The sequence below is a fragment of the Sinorhizobium sp. P24N7 genome (genome assembly GCF_042436655.1).
Lineage (GTDB): Bacteria > Pseudomonadota > Alphaproteobacteria > Rhizobiales > Rhizobiaceae > Sinorhizobium > Sinorhizobium meliloti_A.
Map to the genome: position 1 here is coordinate 39,623 of NZ_JBHMIW010000029.1, position 16,014 is coordinate 55,636.

Sequence of the window (16,014 nt, forward strand, 5' to 3'; positions counted from 1 at the left end):
GCCTGACCTTCCAGCCCGCAATCAGAGCGTTTCACCCCGGTGAGGCGCTCTTTTGATATGCAGCAGGATCGAAAATCCCATGAAACCTGATCTTTCCAGCCAGCTCGTTCTGGGTGAGCGGCCCGAGGGGCGAACGCTGATAACCGCACAATGGGTGCTCGCCTGGCGCGATGGCGGTCACGCTCTGATCCACGACGGCGAAATCGTCCTCGAGCGAAACGAGGTGCTTTATGCCGGGCCGCGTTTCGAGGGGGACGTGGCGCGCCGGATCGATTTCGGTACGGCGCTGGTCAGCCCCGGCCTGATCGACCTCGACGCCCTGTCCGATCTCGATACCTACCTGCTCGTCCATGACAACCAGCCCGGTTGGGCCAAGGGGCGCATCTGGCCGCGTTCCTATGTGGAGAGCGGACCCTATGAGATGTATTCCGCCGAGGAGCTGGCGTTCCAGAAGCGGTTCGGTTTCGGCCTCCTGCTGTTGAACGGCATCACCACCGCCGCGCCAATCGCGTCGCTCTACTATCGCCAATGGGCCGAGACCGTCGCGGAATTCGAAGCTGCAGCCGACGCGGCGGGCGATCTCGGGCTCAGGGTCTTTCTGAGCCCCGCCTATCGCTCCGGTGGGATGATCCTGGAGGGTCCGGGGCGTATCGAGCCGGTATTCGATGAGGCGCGGGGACTGCAAGGCCTTGCGGACGCGATCGATTTCATCGAGCGCAACCATGGCCGTCATAACGGCCTGGTCAACGGAATGCTGGCGCCGGACCGTATCGAAACCTGCACATTGCCTCTGTTGCAGCGCACCATGGCCGCGGCGCGCGCTCTCGATTGCCGCGTCAGAATTCATATGGCGCAGGGCAATCTGGAACTCGACACCATGCGCAGACTGCATGGCGTTTCCGCGCCGCAATGGCTGGCGGATCATGGGCTCATGAGCGAAAGGCTGATCGCGCCGCATGGAACCTACGCCTCGCCACAGGATCTGCAGCTTTACGCGCAACATGGCGTTTCGATCGCGCATTCGCCGCTGGTCTCGGCGCGCATGGGCAGCATTCTCAATTCCTTCGCCGCCTGCCGCAGGCTCGGCATCAATATCGGCATGGCAACCGATACCGCGCCGCCCGACATGTTGATGAACCTGCTGGTCGGGCTGATCGCCTGCCGTATCGGCGAGAAGGCTGCGGATGCGGTATTCTCCAGAGATCTGTTTGATGCCGCCACGCTCGGCGGCGCGAAAGCGCTGGGTCGCAGCGACCTCGGGCGGCTCGCCGCCGGCGCCAAAGCGGATATCGCCGTCTTCCGTCTCGACGATGTCCATATGACCCCGAGCGTCGATCCGGTCACCACGCTGGTCGTCGGCGGTTCCGGCAAGGTGACACAGGCCGTGTTTGTCGACGGGCGGCTTTCGATGCTGGACGGCAAGGTCGCCGGCATCGACATGATTGCGGCGCGCGAGCGGGCGCAGCAACAATATGACGGCCTGATTGCCAAATATCCGGATCGCAGTTGGCAGCATCCGCCTGTCGGGAAAATCTTCCAGCCGAGCTATCCGGTATGGAAGGTCCAGTAGGGACTCACCCGGAACCGAGCATTTTGTCGACATATCCGATACTGCCGACAGGACAAATATTGTCTACAATCACGTTGACAACTTTTTGCCGATCGCCATACTGTCCTCATATGACCTGGGAGGCAGGTCATGTCGTATGGAGGAAAATCACACCCAACCCCGGTGTGCGCCCATCCGGCGCAAGCATTTGAGAATACCGCAACCGGCGACGGATGCGGCGGTTCATTACAACAGACCTCCGAAAAGGAGGCGCAAATTTCCAGAAGCGGAGCAAACATATGATGAAGAAACTTGGCCTCGCGGCCACGATGCTGATGGGCCTGACCTTGTCCGGCCATGCCGAAACGCTAAAATGGGGAGCGGCGCGCGATATCTACTCGCTTGATCCCTATTCCTACGGCGACAGCTATACGCTGTCCTTTCTCAATCACGTCTATGAAGGATTGGTGCGCTATGACGCCAATCTGAAGATCGAACCGGCCCTTGCCGAATCCTGGGAAACCGTTTCCGATACGGTCTGGCGCTTTCACTTGCGCAAAGGCGTGAAATTCCACGATGGCGCGGATTTCACTGCCGACGACGTGCTCGCATCCCTGAAGCGCGTCAGCGATCCGGTTTCGCCGCTTCGCGGCAACCTGCCGGCCTACAAGTCCTCCAAGAAGGTGGACGACCATACGATCGATATCGAGCTGAGCGGGCCCTATCCGCTGCTTCTCAACGACCTCACAAACATCCACGTCTTCGACGCCGGCTGGCTGAAGACCAACAATTCGGAGAAGCCGACCGATGTCGGCGCGAAGATCGAAGGCTACGCCACCTATCACACCAACGGCACCGGTCCGTTCAAGCTGGAAAGCCGGGTCCCGGATTCCAAGACGGTCCTCGTGAAGAACCCGGACTGGTGGGACAAGACCTCCAAGTCCAACATCGACCGCATCGAGTTCACGCCGATCACCTCGGCGGCGACGCGCGTCGCCGCGCTCCTTTCCGGCGAAGTCAACTTCACGGAGAACGCACCGTCGCAGGATCTGCCGCGGCTGCAGGCGCAGCCCGACCTGAAAGTCATGGAGCGCACCGATCTGCGGACCGTCATGGTCGGCTTCAACCGCAAGCCGGAACTCGCAAACGGTACGGAGAACAAGTTCAACGACCTGCGCGTGCGTCAGGCTTTTGCCCATGCGCTCGACCGGGATCTGATCCAGCAGCGCGTCATGCGCGGCAAGTCGCGCACGGCAGGCGCGGTGGTCGCGCCGGAAATTCCGGGTTACGCTCCCGAGCTGGACACGACGCTGGCATTCGATCCTGCCCTCTCGAAGAAGCTCCTGGCCGAGGCTGGCGCTTCGGACTATCCGTTCACGCTGGTCTGCACGACCGACGCCTATGTGAACGAGGAAGAGCTTTGCCAGGGGCTGGTGAACCTGCTGAGCCGCGCAGGCTTCAAACCGCAGCTCGACATTGCCCCCACCGCCGCACAGGCGCCGAAGCGTACGAGCGGCAAGGCCGACGTCTATCTGATCGGCTGGGCCACGGAACCGATGCTCGACAGCTATTCGATCCTTCTCCAGATGATTCAGACGAAGACTGCCAATGCCGGTGTCTTCAACTGGGGCGGCTGGAGCTATCCGGAGATCGATAAGCTGATCGTGCAGGCGTCGACCGAAATGGACCGCACCAAGCGCCTGACGCTGCAAAGCAAAGCGCTGCAAATGGTGAAGGACGAGATCGTGATGCTGCCCTTGCACCAGCAGCCGATGGCCTGGGTCATGTCGAACAAGATCGAAAAGATCGTGCAGCTGCCGGACAACAAGCCGCGCCACTGGCTGACGCAGTTTGCCGAATAATTCATCCACGACGCTCCGGGACGGACTCCCGGAGCGTCCTGTGACCGAGGAATTCCTATGCTGGTTTTTATCATAAAGCGCCTGGCAAACGCCGTCATGGTGATGTTGGCCGTCGCTTTGCTGGCCTTTCTGATTTTCCGGCTGGCGGGCGATCCCGTCGAGATGATGGCCAACGAGCAGATGACGCAGACCGACCGCGACAATCTGCGCGAACGTCTGGGCCTCAACGATGGCCTGATGACACAATATACCCGGTTCGTGGTCAACGCCGCGCAGGGCAATTTCGGCATCTCCTACCGCAACGGCCAGGACGTGCTGAGCCTGATCGCCGAACGCTTTCCGGCGACCCTGGAGCTGGTGCTGGTTGCCACGCTGATCTCCCTGCTGCTCGGCCTGCCCCTCGGCGTGCTGACCGCGATCAAGCGCGGCAAATGGTATACGGAGGGCCTGCAGTTTATCTCCATTGTCGGGGTCTCGCTGCCGAGCTTCGTCGTCGGCATCCTGCTGATCCTCGTCTTTTCGGTTACGTTCGGCTGGCTCCCGGCTTTCGGTCGCGGCGATGTCGTGCAGCTTGGCTTCTGGTCGACGGGGCTCCTGACGCCCTCGGGTCGCGCGGCCATCCTGCTGCCGTCCGTCGCGCTGTCGCTTTATCAGGTCACGCTGGTCATGCGTCTGGTCCGCGCTGAAATGCTGGAAGTGCTGCGATCTGATTACGTGAAATTTGCCCGCGCGCGCGGCATTCCGCGCTGGCGCATCTATTTCCGCCATGCGCTGCGCAACTGCCTGATGCCGGTCGTGACCATGACCGCGATGAATGTCGGTTCGCTGATTGCCTTCGCGCTCATCACCGAAACCGTGTTCCAGTGGCCAGGCATGGGCATGCTCTTCATCCAGGCCGTAACCTTCCTCGATATTCCGGTGATGGCGGCCTATCTCTGCATCATTTCCTTCATCTTCGTCGTGCTCAACACGCTGGTGGACATTGCCTATGCGGTAATCGATCCCCGCTTGCGTACAGCCCGCTGAAACGCCCGTTGAACCGACTGTGGGGCCAAGACCGATGAGTATCCAGACTTCTCAAACTCCGCCCGTCACCCGTCCATCGCTTTTCCAGCGTATCCGCCAAAGCGATTTGTGGTGGTCGTTCACCCATAGCAAGACGGCGATGTTCAGCGCCGCGTTGCTGGCGATCCTGATCCTGACGGCACTGTTCGCACCGCTGATCGCACCGCAGAACCCCTATGACGGCGCAGCGCTCGACATGTGGAAGGCCGAACTGCCGCCGGTATGGGAGGAAGGCGGAGAGTGGCCCTATCTTCTCGGCACCGACACGCAGGGCCGCGACATGCTGTCGGCCATTCTCTACGGGACGCGCATTTCCATCGTCATCGGCATCGCTTCGGTGGCGCTCTCCCTGCTGATCGGCATGAGCGCGGGGCTGATCGCCGGCTACTTCGGCGGGTTCATCGACAATCTGCTGATGCGCTTCGGCGACATCACGCTGTCCATTCCGACCATCCTCGTCGCCATTCTCGTCTCGACGGTCGTGCGTCAGATGCTGCCCGTCAGCCTGCGAGAGGTCGGGGCGTCCGCGGTGCTCATCCTCGCCATCGCCCTATCCGCCTGGGTGCAATATGCCCGCACGGTTCGCGCACAGGCCATCGTCGAAGCCGGAAAGGACTACGTGTCGGCGGCGCGGCTGATCGGCGTCCCTGCCCGGCGCATCATGGCCAATCATATCCTGCCCAACACGCTGACGCCGATCATGGTGGCGGCCACGCTCAACTTCGGCATGGCGATCCTCACCGAAGCCACGCTTTCGTTCCTCGGCATCGGCATGCCGCCGAGCCAGCCGTCTCTGGGAACGCTGATCCGCATCGGCAATCAGTTCCTGTTTTCCGGATCCTGGTGGATCGTGCTCTTCCCAGTCATTCAGCTCTGCCTGCTGGTCGTGGCCGTCAACATGCTCGGCGACTGGCTGCGTGATGCTCTCAATCCGAAACTGAGGTAAGCCTTATGAACGACCTTTTGCTCCGCAATGTCCGGCCGATGGCAGGAGAATCCTGCGATGTCCTGATCAGGGACGGAAAGATTGCCGGTTTCGGGCGTTTTGAGGCTGAACCGGGAATGGCCGTGGAAGACGGCGGCAACGCCATCGTCGCGCCCGGCCTGATCGATGCGCATACCCATCTCGACAAGACCACCTGGGGCATGCCGTGGCATGTCAACAACCGCGCCGCGATCCTGCGCGAGCGCATCGATTTCGAGCGCGAGCACCGTCTGGACATCGGCATAGATCCGCATCGTCAGTCGATGCGCCATGCGATCGGTCTGGCGGCTCATGGCGCAACCCATATCCGCAGCCATGTCGACATAGATCCGGTCCACGGCCTGTCGCTGGTGGAGGGCGTCTGGCAAACGCGCGAAAAACTCAGGGGCGTCATCGATATCGAAATCGTGGCGTTCCCGCAGTCCGGCCTGATGGTAATGCCCGGCACGAAGGAGCTGCTCGACGAGGCGCTGCGTCAGGGCTGCGAAGTGCTGGGCGGCATCGATCCGTGCGGCATCGACCGCGATCCGAAGGGACAGCTCGACATTCTGTTCGCGCTCGCCACAAAGCATGGCGTGCCGATCGACATTCACCTGCATGAGACGGGCGATCTCGGCGCCTTCACCATGGAACTCATCTTCGAGCGCATCCGCGCCAACGGCATGGAAGGCAAGGTGGCGATCAGCCACGCCTTTGCGCTCGGCATGAACGATTATCTGCGCGTCGGCCAGCTGATCGAACAGCTCGCCATTCTGGATGTCGCCATCCTCACGACAGGTGCGCCTTCGGCCACAGTGCCGTCGATCAAGCGCCTGAAGGAAGCGGGCGTGCGCATCGGCGGCGGCTGTGACGGCATCCGTGACACCTGGGGTCCGTGGGGTCAGCCGGACATGCTCGATCGCGCCAAGGTCATCGGCATGAAGAACGGCGTGCGCTCGGATCACGATCTGGAACATGTGCTGCACATCGTCTCGCAGGGCGGTGCGGATGTCATACGCCTGGAGAATTACGGCCTCGAGGTCGGCTGCAATGCCGATTTCACCCTGCTGACCGGTGAAACGCTGGCGCATGCGGTGGTGGATGTCGCTCCGCGTCCGCTGGTCGTCAAGGGCGGTCGCGTCACGGCCCGTCAGGGCGTCGCTGTGGTGGAGATGCCGTAATGAGCGAGACATTCGATACTCTTCCGCTCGGCCGTCGTCCGGATGGGCGCACACTGATCACCGCGGGCTGGGTGGTCGGACATAAAGACGGCAGCCACCGGCTTCTGCGCAATGGCGAAGTCGTTTTCGAGAACGGCGAGATCCTATTCGTCGGGCATCGATTCCCCGGCGAAGTGGCCCGTCGAATCGACTTCGGCGATGCCTTGATCAGCCCTGGCCTGATCGATCTCGACGCACTCTCGGATCTCGATACGACCATCCTCGGCATCGACAATCATCCCGGTTGGGCAAAGGGCCGCGTCTGGCCGCGCTCCTATGTCGAAGCTGGTCCATATGAAATGTACACGCAGGAGGCGCTGGCCTTTCAGAAGCGGTTCGCTTTCGGCCAGCTGCTGTTGAACGGCATCACCACTGCCGCTCCGATTGCATCGCTGTTTTACCGTGAATGGGGTGAAACGGTCGCCGAGTTCGATGCGGCTGCGCAAGCCGCCGGCGAACTGGGTCTGCGTGTCTATCTCAGCCCCGCCTACCGTTCGGGCGGCATGGTGCTGGAAGCACCGGGTAAGATGGTGCCTGTCTTCGATGAGGAGCGCGGCTTTCAGGGTCTGAACGACGCCATTTCCTATATTGAACGCCAGAATGGCAGCCATGGCGATCTGGTGCGCGGCATGCTGGCGCCGGACCGTGTCGAGACCTCGACGATCAAGCTTTTGCAGCGCACCGATGCCGCCGCCCGCGATCTCGGCTGCAAATTCCGGCTGCACATGGCACAGGGCGCGATGGAAGTGGACACAGTGCGGATGCTGCACGGCTCGACCGCACCGATCTGGCTTGCAAAGCACGGTCTGTTGAGCGACCGCCTCATCGCGCCGCATGCCACCAACGCCACGGACGAAGATCTCGGCCTTTACGCGGCGAACGGCGTTTCCATCGTCCATTGTCCGCTGGTTTCGGGCCGTGGCGGCTCGATCCTCAACTCCTTCTCCGCCTGCATCAGGCGCGGGATCAATATTGCCATGGGGACGGATACGACACCGCCCGACATGCTGATGAACCTGCTTACGGGCCTTATCACGGGCCGCATCGCCGACGGCGCACCCGACCGCCTGCGTTCTGCCGACCTGTTCGATGCGGCGACGATTGGCGGCGCAAAGGCACTGGGCCGTTCCGATCTCGGCCATCTGTCACCGGGGGCCCGTGCAGATATCGCGGTCTTCCGCCTCGACGACACCGTCATGGCTCCGTCCATCGATCCGATCACCACGATCGTCACCGGGGGGTCTGGCAAGATCACGCATGCGGTCTTCGTCGATGGCCGCGTCTCCATGCTGGATCGCCAGCTCGCCGGCTTCGACATGCAAGAGGCGCGCATTCAGGCGCAGGCTCAATATGACGGGCTGATCGCCAAATATCCCGAGCGGAGCTGGAACAATCCTCCGGTCGCCGCAATCTTCCCGCCCAGCTATCCGATAGAGGGGGACGCAAATGGGTGACATCCAGGAACCAGTCATTGAAGTTCGCAATCTGCGTGTGGATTTTCCGGGCCGTCGCGGCACGGTGACCGCGCTGTCGGACGTCAGCCTGTCGATCCGGCCGGGTGAGATTCTCGGCGTCGTCGGCGAGTCCGGCGCAGGCAAGTCCATGACCGGGCTCGCCATTCAAGGCCTGCTCGAAGCGCCGGGCCATATCGCCGGCGGCGAGGTCTGGCTCGGCAAGCGTCGCATCGATACGCTCGACGATCGCGCCATGGAAAAAATCCGCGGCCGAGAGATCGGTGCGATTTTCCAGGATCCGCTTACCTCGCTCAATCCGCTGTTTTCGGTTGGCGCACAGCTCGTCGAAACCATTCGCCGGCACCTCGGTCTCGGCAAGGCCGAAGCCCGCGCCCGCGCCGTGCAATTGCTGCGCGATGTCGGCATTCCCTCGCCGGAGGAGCGGGTCAATCAGTATCCGCATCAGTTCTCGGGCGGCATGCGCCAGCGTGTCGTGATTGCGCTGGCGCTTGCAGCCTCGCCGAAACTCGTCATCGCCGACGAACCGACAACGGCGCTCGACGTGTCGATCCAGGCGCAGATCATCTCGCTCCTGCGCAAATTGTGCAAGGAGAAGCAGGCCGCCGTCATGCTCGTCACGCACGACATGGGCGTGATCGCGGAAGCTGCCGACCGCATCGCGGTCATGTATGCCGGAAGGCTGATCGAGATCGGGGCTGTCGAACAGGTGCTGCACCAGCCGCGCCATCCCTATACGCAGGGCCTGATGGCTTCGATTCCGTCGCTCGGCGCGCGTGTCGAGAGGCTCAACCAGATCGACGGCTCCATGCCGCGTCTGGACGCGATACCCGAGGGCTGCGCCTTCAATCCGCGCTGCAAGATGGCAGGCCCGCGCTGCCGGCGCGAACGCCCGGAACTCGTTTTTGCCGGCCAGAGTGCGAGCGCCTGCTGGCTGAGCGCAGGAGGCACCGCATGACCAAACCTTTGCAAAAGACCCCGGCTCTGACCGTCGACCGGCTGGTCAAGACATTCGACGTGTCCGCTCCCTGGCTCAACAGGGTAGTGGAGCGCAAGCCCCGACAGTATCTGCAGGCCGTGAACGATATCAGCTTTACCGTTCCCGCCGGCGGCTGTCTCAGCATTGTCGGCGAGAGCGGTTGCGGAAAATCCACCGTTGCGCGCCTCGTCACCGGCCTGCATCGTCCGACGAGCGGCGAAATGCGCTTTGCGCCCGGCAGGAGCGGCGCGCCGCTTTCGGCGCAGATGATCTTTCAGGACCCTTACGCCTCGCTCAATCCGCGCTGGCGGGTGAAGAACATCATCGCCGAACCGCTGCGCGAACTGAAGCTGCGCAAGACCGCGGCCGAGGTGACGGAGCGCGTCGAAGAGCTTCTGGGCATTGTCGGGCTCTCGCCATCCGATGGCGAAAAGTTCCCGCACGAATTTTCAGGCGGACAGCGCCAGCGTATCTCGATCGCCCGCGCGCTGGCGAGCGAACCCGAATTTCTGGTCTGCGACGAGCCGACCTCGGCGCTCGACGTGTCGGTGCAGGCGCAGGTGCTGAACCTGATGCGCCGTTTGCAGGACGAGTTGGGGCTTACCTATCTCTTCATCAGCCATGACTTGCGCGTCGTTCGCCAAATGTCGGACCGCATTGCGGTGATGTATCTGGGCCGTATCGTCGAGGAAGGCGACACGGAAGAGTTGTTCGCTCAGCCGCGCCATCCCTACACCCGGCTCCTGCTGCAGACGATTCCTAACATCGAGGCACCGAACCGCAACCGCGAGCCGGCCAGCGGCGAAGTGCCGAGCCCGCTGAAACCGCCTTCCGGCTGCGCCTTCCACCCGCGTTGCCCGATCGCCACGGCGCGCTGCTCCAAGGAAGTGCCTACGGTGCGGGTCTTGCAAAACGGCACCCGGGTAGCCTGTCATCTGGCGGAGGACGTGATCGCGGAACGTTTACCTGAAGCGGGATGAGGAAAAGTCTGTGCGGTTTTCCGCCCGCGTCCCGCGTCTCAACGTCTTGGAATAGATCACAATGCCGGCGTTCCGCCGTTTCAAGCCAGTGCTGCGCGCAGATCGTGCGAAAAGTCGCGTATCTCGCTCAAGTCGAGCTCGGATTCCACATGTTCCAGATGATGCGACATGAGATGGACGGCTCTTTGGGCTTCTTTCGCCGCAATCGCCTTGACGATGTCGGCATGTTCGTCGGGACCGCAATTGAAGCGTGTGGTGTTCCGGTAAACGGCCGTAATCAGCGAACTGCGGGCGATAAGGTCGCGCATTGTCGTAAACAGGAAGTCCGACCCGGTCAGCTCGGCCAGCAAAAGATGGAAGCCGCCGGAAAGCTTGATGATATCCGTGGTGCTGTCTTCGGCATTGGCGATCCGCTCATTCTTGACATGATCCCGCAGCCGCTTCACGCTATCCTTCGACATCGAACTGCAGAGCCGCTCCACGACGCATCTCTCCACCGCCTGGCGAACGAAAAACACGTCGCGCGCCTCTTCCACGGATGGCTTGCAAACAAAAGCACCGCGATTGGGAATGATCGTTACGAGGCCGTCGCGTGCGAGAACGGTCAACGCCTGACGAACACGTGCGCGACTGACGTGAAAAATCGAGGCCAGCTGTTCTTCTTTGAGTTGCACGCCAGGACGCAATCGCCGTTCAGCGATGGAAAGCCATACCCTTTCGACAATCTGCTCGACCGACATCGCGGCTTGTTCGCGCATACCCTGTTCTCCTTGCTGAAACAGACAATCGTCAAGCGCGTGAAAAAGTCAACTCGCGGATTCAAATGGCTTGCAATATTGTCTACAATATGAAAGCTTATTGTAGATCATAAGACCGACATTTTGGGACCGCGATGGAATTCGACTTCGAAGAAATTGAGCCGCAAAGCCGCTATCGGCTGCTGACGAATTTCATCGGCCCGCGCCCGATCGCGCTCGTGACGACCCGCTCCGAGAGCGGACATAACAATGCTGCGCCGATGAGTTTCTTCAACGTGTTTTCACATGATCCGGCCATCGTCGTCCTGGGCATCCAGCCGCGTTTGACCGGTGAGCCGAAGGACACGATGGTCAATATTCGCCGTTCCGGTGAATTTGCCATCAGCATGGTCGATATGGCGTTGTCTCAACAGATGTTGATCTGCGGCCTTGGCTTCGACAGCGAGGTCGACGAGCTCGAAATGGCCGGATTGAAAGCCGCCCGGTGCCGCAAGATCGATGTTGCCTATGCCGAGGAGGCGCCTTGCATCTTCGAGTGCCGCGTCGAGCGCTTGATCGACTATCCCCGCCGCACCCTCGTACTGGGCGAGGTGGTGCACATGCATGTGCGCCGCGACTGCCTCGACGCCGACGGTCATTATGTGGACCCGGAACGTTACCAGCCGATCGCCCGGCTTCATGCCGACAATTACATCACGTCAGACCGCCAGTTCGTTTTGAAGGCCCCGCCGATCGCCGATTTCGTCAAAAAGAAATAGGCGTCAATGAGAGGCAACCGAGAATTTCATCATGCATATTCATCTCATCAATCCCAATTCTACAGCCTCCATGACCGCGCAAGCGCTCGAAAGCGCCTTGCTGGTCAAACATGCCCACACGCACGTCTCCGCCTCCAATCCGACCGATACGCCGGCCAGTATTGAAGGTGGTGCAGATGAAGCCATGTCGGTTCCGGGAATGCTCGCGGAGATCCGCCAGGGCGAAGCGCAGGGCGTCGACGCCTATGTCATAGCGTGTTTCGACGACCCCGGACTGCATGCCGCGCGCGAAGTCGCCAAAGGCCCCGTGATCGGTATTTGCCAGGCTGCGGTACAGGTGGCCATGACGATCAGCCGTCGCTTCTCCGTCATAACGACGCTTCCGCGCTCGGTTCCGATCATTGAGGACCTGGTCAGCGATTACGGCGCCGAGCGTCATTGCCGGAAAGTCCGTGCTATCGATCTTCCGGTCCTTGCCCTCGAGGAAGATCCGCAAAAAGCCGAGCGGCTGCTGCTCAAGGAAATCGAGATCGCCAAAGCCGAGGATGGTGCCGAAGCGATCGTCCTTGGCTGTGCGGGAATGTCATCCTTGTGTGCCCGCCTCCAGAGAGCGACGGGAGTGCCGGTAATCGATGGAGTGACTGCTGCAGTAAAGATGGCCGAAGCGCTGCTTGGCGCAGGATACACGACTTCCAAGCTCAACGCTTACGCCTATCCCCGAGTTAAAACGGCGACCAGTCACAAGGTTTGCGCTTAAAGCACTTCCAGGTGCGCGTATCATAGGAAGCGCGGCGCTGTAGGAAAGTTTTCGGAGGACTGCACCCTCTCCTTTTTCCTCATCCCTGTGCTCCGTCACAGGGATCCAGCAGCGCCGCGTCTGCGGCGCGGAAGAGCCTTTCCAGCCCAAGGACTTGGCCTGGCTGGATTCCTGTGACAAGCACAGGAATGAGGGACCGGGGAAGTGCCGCCACTACAACCTTGACTTGTGGTTGTGCAAGGGAATGGTCAACCTGCGACGCAATGAAAGGTTACGTCTACATTCTCGCATCGAAGCGAAGCGGGACGCTGTATACGGGCGTGACCCGCGACCTTCCGCGCCGCCTCGCTATCTTCACGGGTCATGAACCGCGCCGAGGGGTCGCACCCTCTCTACCCTCATCCCTGTGCTCGTCACAGGGATCCAGCAGCGCCGCGTCCGCGGCGCGGAAGAGCCTTTCCCGCCCAAAGACTTGGTCTGGCTGGATCCCCGTGACGAGTGCGGTTCCCATAATGCAGCTCATGCCGCGTGCTTCAACGGTCGCGCTCGCTCGACACGCTCGCGTTCCTTGGGCGTGTTCATTACCTCCCAAAGATCGTTGCGACGCTGCACGTTGAGCCAGAAGTCCGGGCTGTTGCCAAAAACGCGGGCAAGGATGAGTGCGGTTGCGGCGGTCACGTTCCTGCGGTTCCCGCACAACTCGTTGACGTGCTTGCGTTGCACGCCCATCGCCTCGGCTAATGCGCCCTGCGTCAGACCCATCGGCTCCATGAATTCCTCGGTCAAAATCTCGCCGACAGTCGCCGGCTTGCGCTTCGTCGTCAGCATATCTGCCTCGCTCTCATCGGTAGCTGTGATCGTCCAGGTAAATCCCGTCCGCCTCGCCGCGTTCGCCATCCCAGCGGAAGATCAGCCGCCATTGCTGGTTCACACGGATCGAATGGAAACCCGCCAGATTGCCGCGCAGTTTCTCGAAGAAGTTGCTGGGCGGCACACGTAAGTCCTGATCTGTCGTGGCATCATCGATCATCTGGAGTTTGCGGAACAACCGGACCTCAAGGTCCGACGGGATGTTGCGAGAATGGGCATCGTCCACGAAAAAAGCCCGCAACCAATCATCCCGAAAACCAACGATCATTCCTCATCTCCACCGCGGAGGTAATGTACCGCACTATAACTCATAGCGCAAAGGTAATCCTGTCAGATGCTTGTGCGCATCACAGGAACGAGGAAATCAAACAAGCGGCGGCGGGCGGCCCGAATCTCAACAGGCTTTAGAGGACCGACCATCGCTGACATTTTTTCGAGGTGAGCTCGCCGCTCCTTACCCGGCGCCGAAAAGGCCTTTTGCGGCTCTTATGTCTCTTGTTGCGGGGCTGCTTTCATCTTTCCTTGCGATCGGGATACCATCTCTGATTGCGGATGAATTCGAGGAAAGCCCGCACGGCCGCGCTCGTATGTCGCCGGCTCGGATAATACAGATACCAACTCGGCAGCTTCTGCTTCCAGTCGCAGAGCAACTCAATAAGTCTGCCTTGTTCGACGTCATCACGGACATAATCCTCGAACAGGTGAGCGATTCCCGATCCCGCAAGCGCGGCCTGGAGCTCCTGATGCGCTGAGCTCAATGTCAACCGACCTTTCGGGGTGATTTCCACTTCGTCGCCGTCACGCGCAAATTTCCACGTCACCATGGTTCCGCCGGGGAAGCGGCGGCGAATACAGTCGTGCTGTAAGAGATCGCCTGGTGAGCCGGGTCGGCCGCATTTGCGAAGATAATCAGGCGAGGCCACGATCGCATATCGCAAGGCCGGACCGAGGGGCATGGCGATCATGTCCTGGGCGAGCTGGTTCCCGAAGCGCACCCCGGCGTCGAAACCTTGCTCCACGATATCGATGATCGCAGCATCGCTGACGATCTCGACATTGACGTCGGGATAAATTTTCATGAACTCAAAGGTCAGAGGGCACAGAACGTGGTCGGCGGCCGGTCCCGGTGCGTTGATCCGCACGGTGCCTGATGGGCGCTCGCGAAGCTGATTGAGGTCGTCGACCGCTGTTCTGATTTCGTAAAGAGCGGGCCTTAGCCGCTCGAGAAGCCGCTCGCCCGCTTCAGTAGGCGCGACGCTGCGTGTCGTTCGGTTCAGAAGCCGGATCCCCAGCGCTTCTTCGAGCACGCTGATCGATTGACTGATGGCGGACGACGAAACACCCCTGCCAAGCGCGGCGGCTCTAAAGCCACCACAGCGCACGACGTCCTCAAAGATCTCCAAGCTGTCGAGGCGTAGTGGCCGCATTGCAAAGCCCTGCTTAATAAGCTGATCGGTTTTGATTAGCTTATCCTCACGTCCAACCTGTGTCATCCCTAGAAGAAGTCGCCAGACGGCGGCACCAGATGCAGCACCTGAGATCAGTTATTCGAACGGGATCAAAAGCATGAGTGAAATTACTCTGAATCGTAGGAAGATCATGCTGACAGCCGCATCGGCGGTCACGGGAATGATCTTGCCGACCGGGATGGGCTCTGCGCAGGCAGCCCCCGCCGAGTCGCTTCCGGCTCACGGTGGAAATGCCGGCTATTACCGCTTCCGCGTCGGCGACATCTCGGCGACCGTACTAAGCGACGGGCTGATCGGCGGCCCTCCCCGCATCTACGCCAGCAATGCGCCAGAAGCAGAGCTGCAGGACGTTCTGCGGCGCGCCTTCCTGCCGACCGACCGGCTGACGCTGAATCTCAACACGCTTCTTATCGAGACGAATGGCAAGCGGATCCTTCTCGAAGCCGGAGCCGGGCAAACCATGGGTCCGCAAGGCGGTCGCATCTTCGAGAACCTGGCCGCGGTTGGTTTACGGCCGGTGGACATAGACGTTGTGGTGGTCTCGCACACGCACCCGGACCATGTCGGCAACCTTCGAACAGCGGAGGGCGGCAAGGCATTTCCGCGGGCTGCCGTCTTTGCGCCTCGTGCCGATTGGGACTTCTTCGTCCGTAACGTTCCGGATCTTTCCTACATGCCGGTGCCCGAGGACTTTCGCCGCAATTTCGCAGCGGCTATCAAGCGGAGCGTTGAACCCGTCACCAAGGGAATCGAGTTGTACGAAGCCGGCGCGGAGATCGTTACCGGGCTGACCACGCTTCCAGCATCCGGCCACACGCCGGGCATGGCGAACTTCCTTGTTCAATCCGGGAACGATCAGCTGCTGCTGACGGCCGATCTCGCCTACCACCCGATCGTCAATGTCGACCGGCCCTGGTTGCCCGGGCCAGATCGCGACAAGGACACCGCACTCGCATCCCGCCGCCGCATCTTCGACATGGCGGCGGCAGACCGGCTCCTCGTCCTCGGCTTCCACTATCCGTTCCCGGGCCTTGGCCGAATGCTCAACACGGACGCCGGCTATGCCTGGGTTCCGGTCGATTGGCAGTTCTGATCCAGTGAGAGGAGATCGTGCTCGACCTCCCCCCAAACGCGAAAAGGCCCGCTGATGCGGGCCTTTTCGTGTGTATGCGTATGTATATGTGTTTGGTTGCGGGGGCAGGATTTGAACCTGCGGCCTTCAGGTTATGAGCCTGACGAGCTACCGGGCTGCTCCACCCCGCGTTATCCGAGTTTTGCGCGGCAAAATCTCGTTATTCGTCCGAGTTTTGC

Annotated in this window: 15 protein-coding genes, 1 tRNA gene and 1 pseudogene; 12 read left to right on the forward strand and 5 right to left on the reverse strand. The window is 61.0% G+C overall.

The window, feature by feature from the left end:
- The first annotated feature begins 79 nt into the window (after positions 1–79).
- The 8 genes from ACFHWW_RS32875 to ACFHWW_RS32910 all read left to right on the forward strand — a co-directional run bounded on the left by ACFHWW_RS32875 (position 80) and on the right by ACFHWW_RS32910 (position 10,091).
- Positions 80–1,570 (forward strand): amidohydrolase family protein, encoded by a 1,491-nt coding sequence (locus ACFHWW_RS32875; RefSeq protein ID WP_379943504.1) that lies wholly within the window; start codon positions 80–82, stop codon positions 1,568–1,570.
- Between the two features lie 278 nt (positions 1,571–1,848).
- Positions 1,849–3,411: an ABC transporter substrate-binding protein gene (locus ACFHWW_RS32880; RefSeq protein WP_379943506.1), complete on the forward strand. Its 1,563-nt coding sequence runs from the start codon at positions 1,849–1,851 to the stop codon at positions 3,409–3,411.
- 57 nt (positions 3,412–3,468) lie between these two features.
- Positions 3,469–4,437 carry an ABC transporter permease gene (locus ACFHWW_RS32885; RefSeq protein ID WP_018095864.1) on the forward strand — a complete coding sequence of 323 codons (969 nt, stop codon included), beginning with the start codon at positions 3,469–3,471 and terminating at the stop codon, positions 4,435–4,437.
- A gap of 34 nt (positions 4,438–4,471) precedes the next feature.
- Positions 4,472–5,422, forward strand: coding sequence for an ABC transporter permease (locus tag ACFHWW_RS32890; protein ID WP_275597445.1), 951 nt, complete (start codon positions 4,472–4,474; stop codon positions 5,420–5,422).
- A gap of 5 nt (positions 5,423–5,427) precedes the next feature.
- Positions 5,428–6,621 (forward strand): amidohydrolase family protein, encoded by a 1,194-nt coding sequence (locus ACFHWW_RS32895; protein WP_379943509.1) that lies wholly within the window; start codon positions 5,428–5,430, stop codon positions 6,619–6,621.
- Complete coding sequence (locus ACFHWW_RS32900) at positions 6,621–8,114, forward strand: amidohydrolase family protein (protein WP_379943511.1); 1,494 nt, start codon at positions 6,621–6,623, stop codon at positions 8,112–8,114. The genes ACFHWW_RS32895 and ACFHWW_RS32900 overlap by 1 nt, the downstream gene beginning before the upstream one ends.
- Positions 8,107–9,090, forward strand: coding sequence for an ABC transporter ATP-binding protein (locus tag ACFHWW_RS32905; RefSeq protein ID WP_018095868.1), 984 nt, complete (start codon positions 8,107–8,109; stop codon positions 9,088–9,090). The genes ACFHWW_RS32900 and ACFHWW_RS32905 overlap by 8 nt, the downstream gene beginning before the upstream one ends.
- Positions 9,087–10,091, forward strand: a complete 1,005-nt coding sequence (locus ACFHWW_RS32910; protein ID WP_379943513.1) for an ABC transporter ATP-binding protein — start codon at positions 9,087–9,089, stop codon at positions 10,089–10,091. The genes ACFHWW_RS32905 and ACFHWW_RS32910 overlap by 4 nt, the downstream gene beginning before the upstream one ends.
- An 80-nt stretch (positions 10,092–10,171) precedes the next feature.
- On the opposite strand, the gene ACFHWW_RS32915 is transcribed toward ACFHWW_RS32910, so the two are convergent.
- Entirely contained in the window at positions 10,172–10,849 is a 678-nt protein-coding gene (locus ACFHWW_RS32915) for a GntR family transcriptional regulator (RefSeq protein WP_018095870.1), read from the reverse strand.
- 134 nt (positions 10,850–10,983) lie between these two features.
- Between ACFHWW_RS32915 and ACFHWW_RS32920 the strand changes: the two genes are divergently transcribed.
- The 3 genes and pseudogenes from ACFHWW_RS32920 to ACFHWW_RS32930 form a co-directional block, all read left to right on the forward strand.
- Complete coding sequence (locus tag ACFHWW_RS32920; RefSeq protein WP_379943515.1) at positions 10,984–11,607, forward strand: flavin reductase family protein; 624 nt, start codon at positions 10,984–10,986, stop codon at positions 11,605–11,607.
- 31 nt (positions 11,608–11,638) lie between these two features.
- Positions 11,639–12,364 (forward strand): aspartate/glutamate racemase family protein, encoded by a 726-nt coding sequence (locus tag ACFHWW_RS32925; RefSeq protein ID WP_379943517.1) that lies wholly within the window; start codon positions 11,639–11,641, stop codon positions 12,362–12,364.
- Between the two features lie 263 nt (positions 12,365–12,627).
- Positions 12,628–12,711 (forward strand): annotated as a pseudogene (locus ACFHWW_RS32930) (GIY-YIG nuclease family protein); the annotation flags it as partial.
- A gap of 172 nt (positions 12,712–12,883) precedes the next feature.
- On the opposite strand, the gene ACFHWW_RS32935 reads toward ACFHWW_RS32930, so the two are convergent.
- From ACFHWW_RS32935 to ACFHWW_RS32945, 3 genes are all read right to left on the reverse strand, one after another.
- Positions 12,884–13,192: a HigA family addiction module antitoxin gene (locus ACFHWW_RS32935; protein ID WP_100671964.1), complete on the reverse strand. Its 309-nt coding sequence runs from the start codon at positions 13,190–13,192 to the stop codon at positions 12,884–12,886.
- Between the two features lie 13 nt (positions 13,193–13,205).
- Positions 13,206–13,502, reverse strand: coding sequence for a type II toxin-antitoxin system RelE/ParE family toxin (locus ACFHWW_RS32940; RefSeq protein WP_275597441.1), 297 nt, complete (start codon positions 13,500–13,502; stop codon positions 13,206–13,208).
- Positions 13,503–13,746: 244 nt separating this feature from the next.
- Complete coding sequence (locus ACFHWW_RS32945; RefSeq protein ID WP_198516706.1) at positions 13,747–14,727, reverse strand: LysR family transcriptional regulator; 981 nt, start codon at positions 14,725–14,727, stop codon at positions 13,747–13,749.
- Between the two features lie 106 nt (positions 14,728–14,833).
- Between ACFHWW_RS32945 and ACFHWW_RS32950 the strand changes: the two genes are divergently transcribed.
- Positions 14,834–15,796, forward strand: coding sequence for an MBL fold metallo-hydrolase (locus tag ACFHWW_RS32950; protein ID WP_379943520.1), 963 nt, complete (start codon positions 14,834–14,836; stop codon positions 15,794–15,796).
- Positions 15,797–15,889: 93 nt separating this feature from the next.
- On the opposite strand, the gene ACFHWW_RS32955 is transcribed toward ACFHWW_RS32950, so the two are convergent.
- Positions 15,890–15,966: transfer RNA gene (locus tag ACFHWW_RS32955), tRNA-Met, on the reverse strand.
- Positions 15,967–16,014 lie beyond the last annotated feature (48 nt).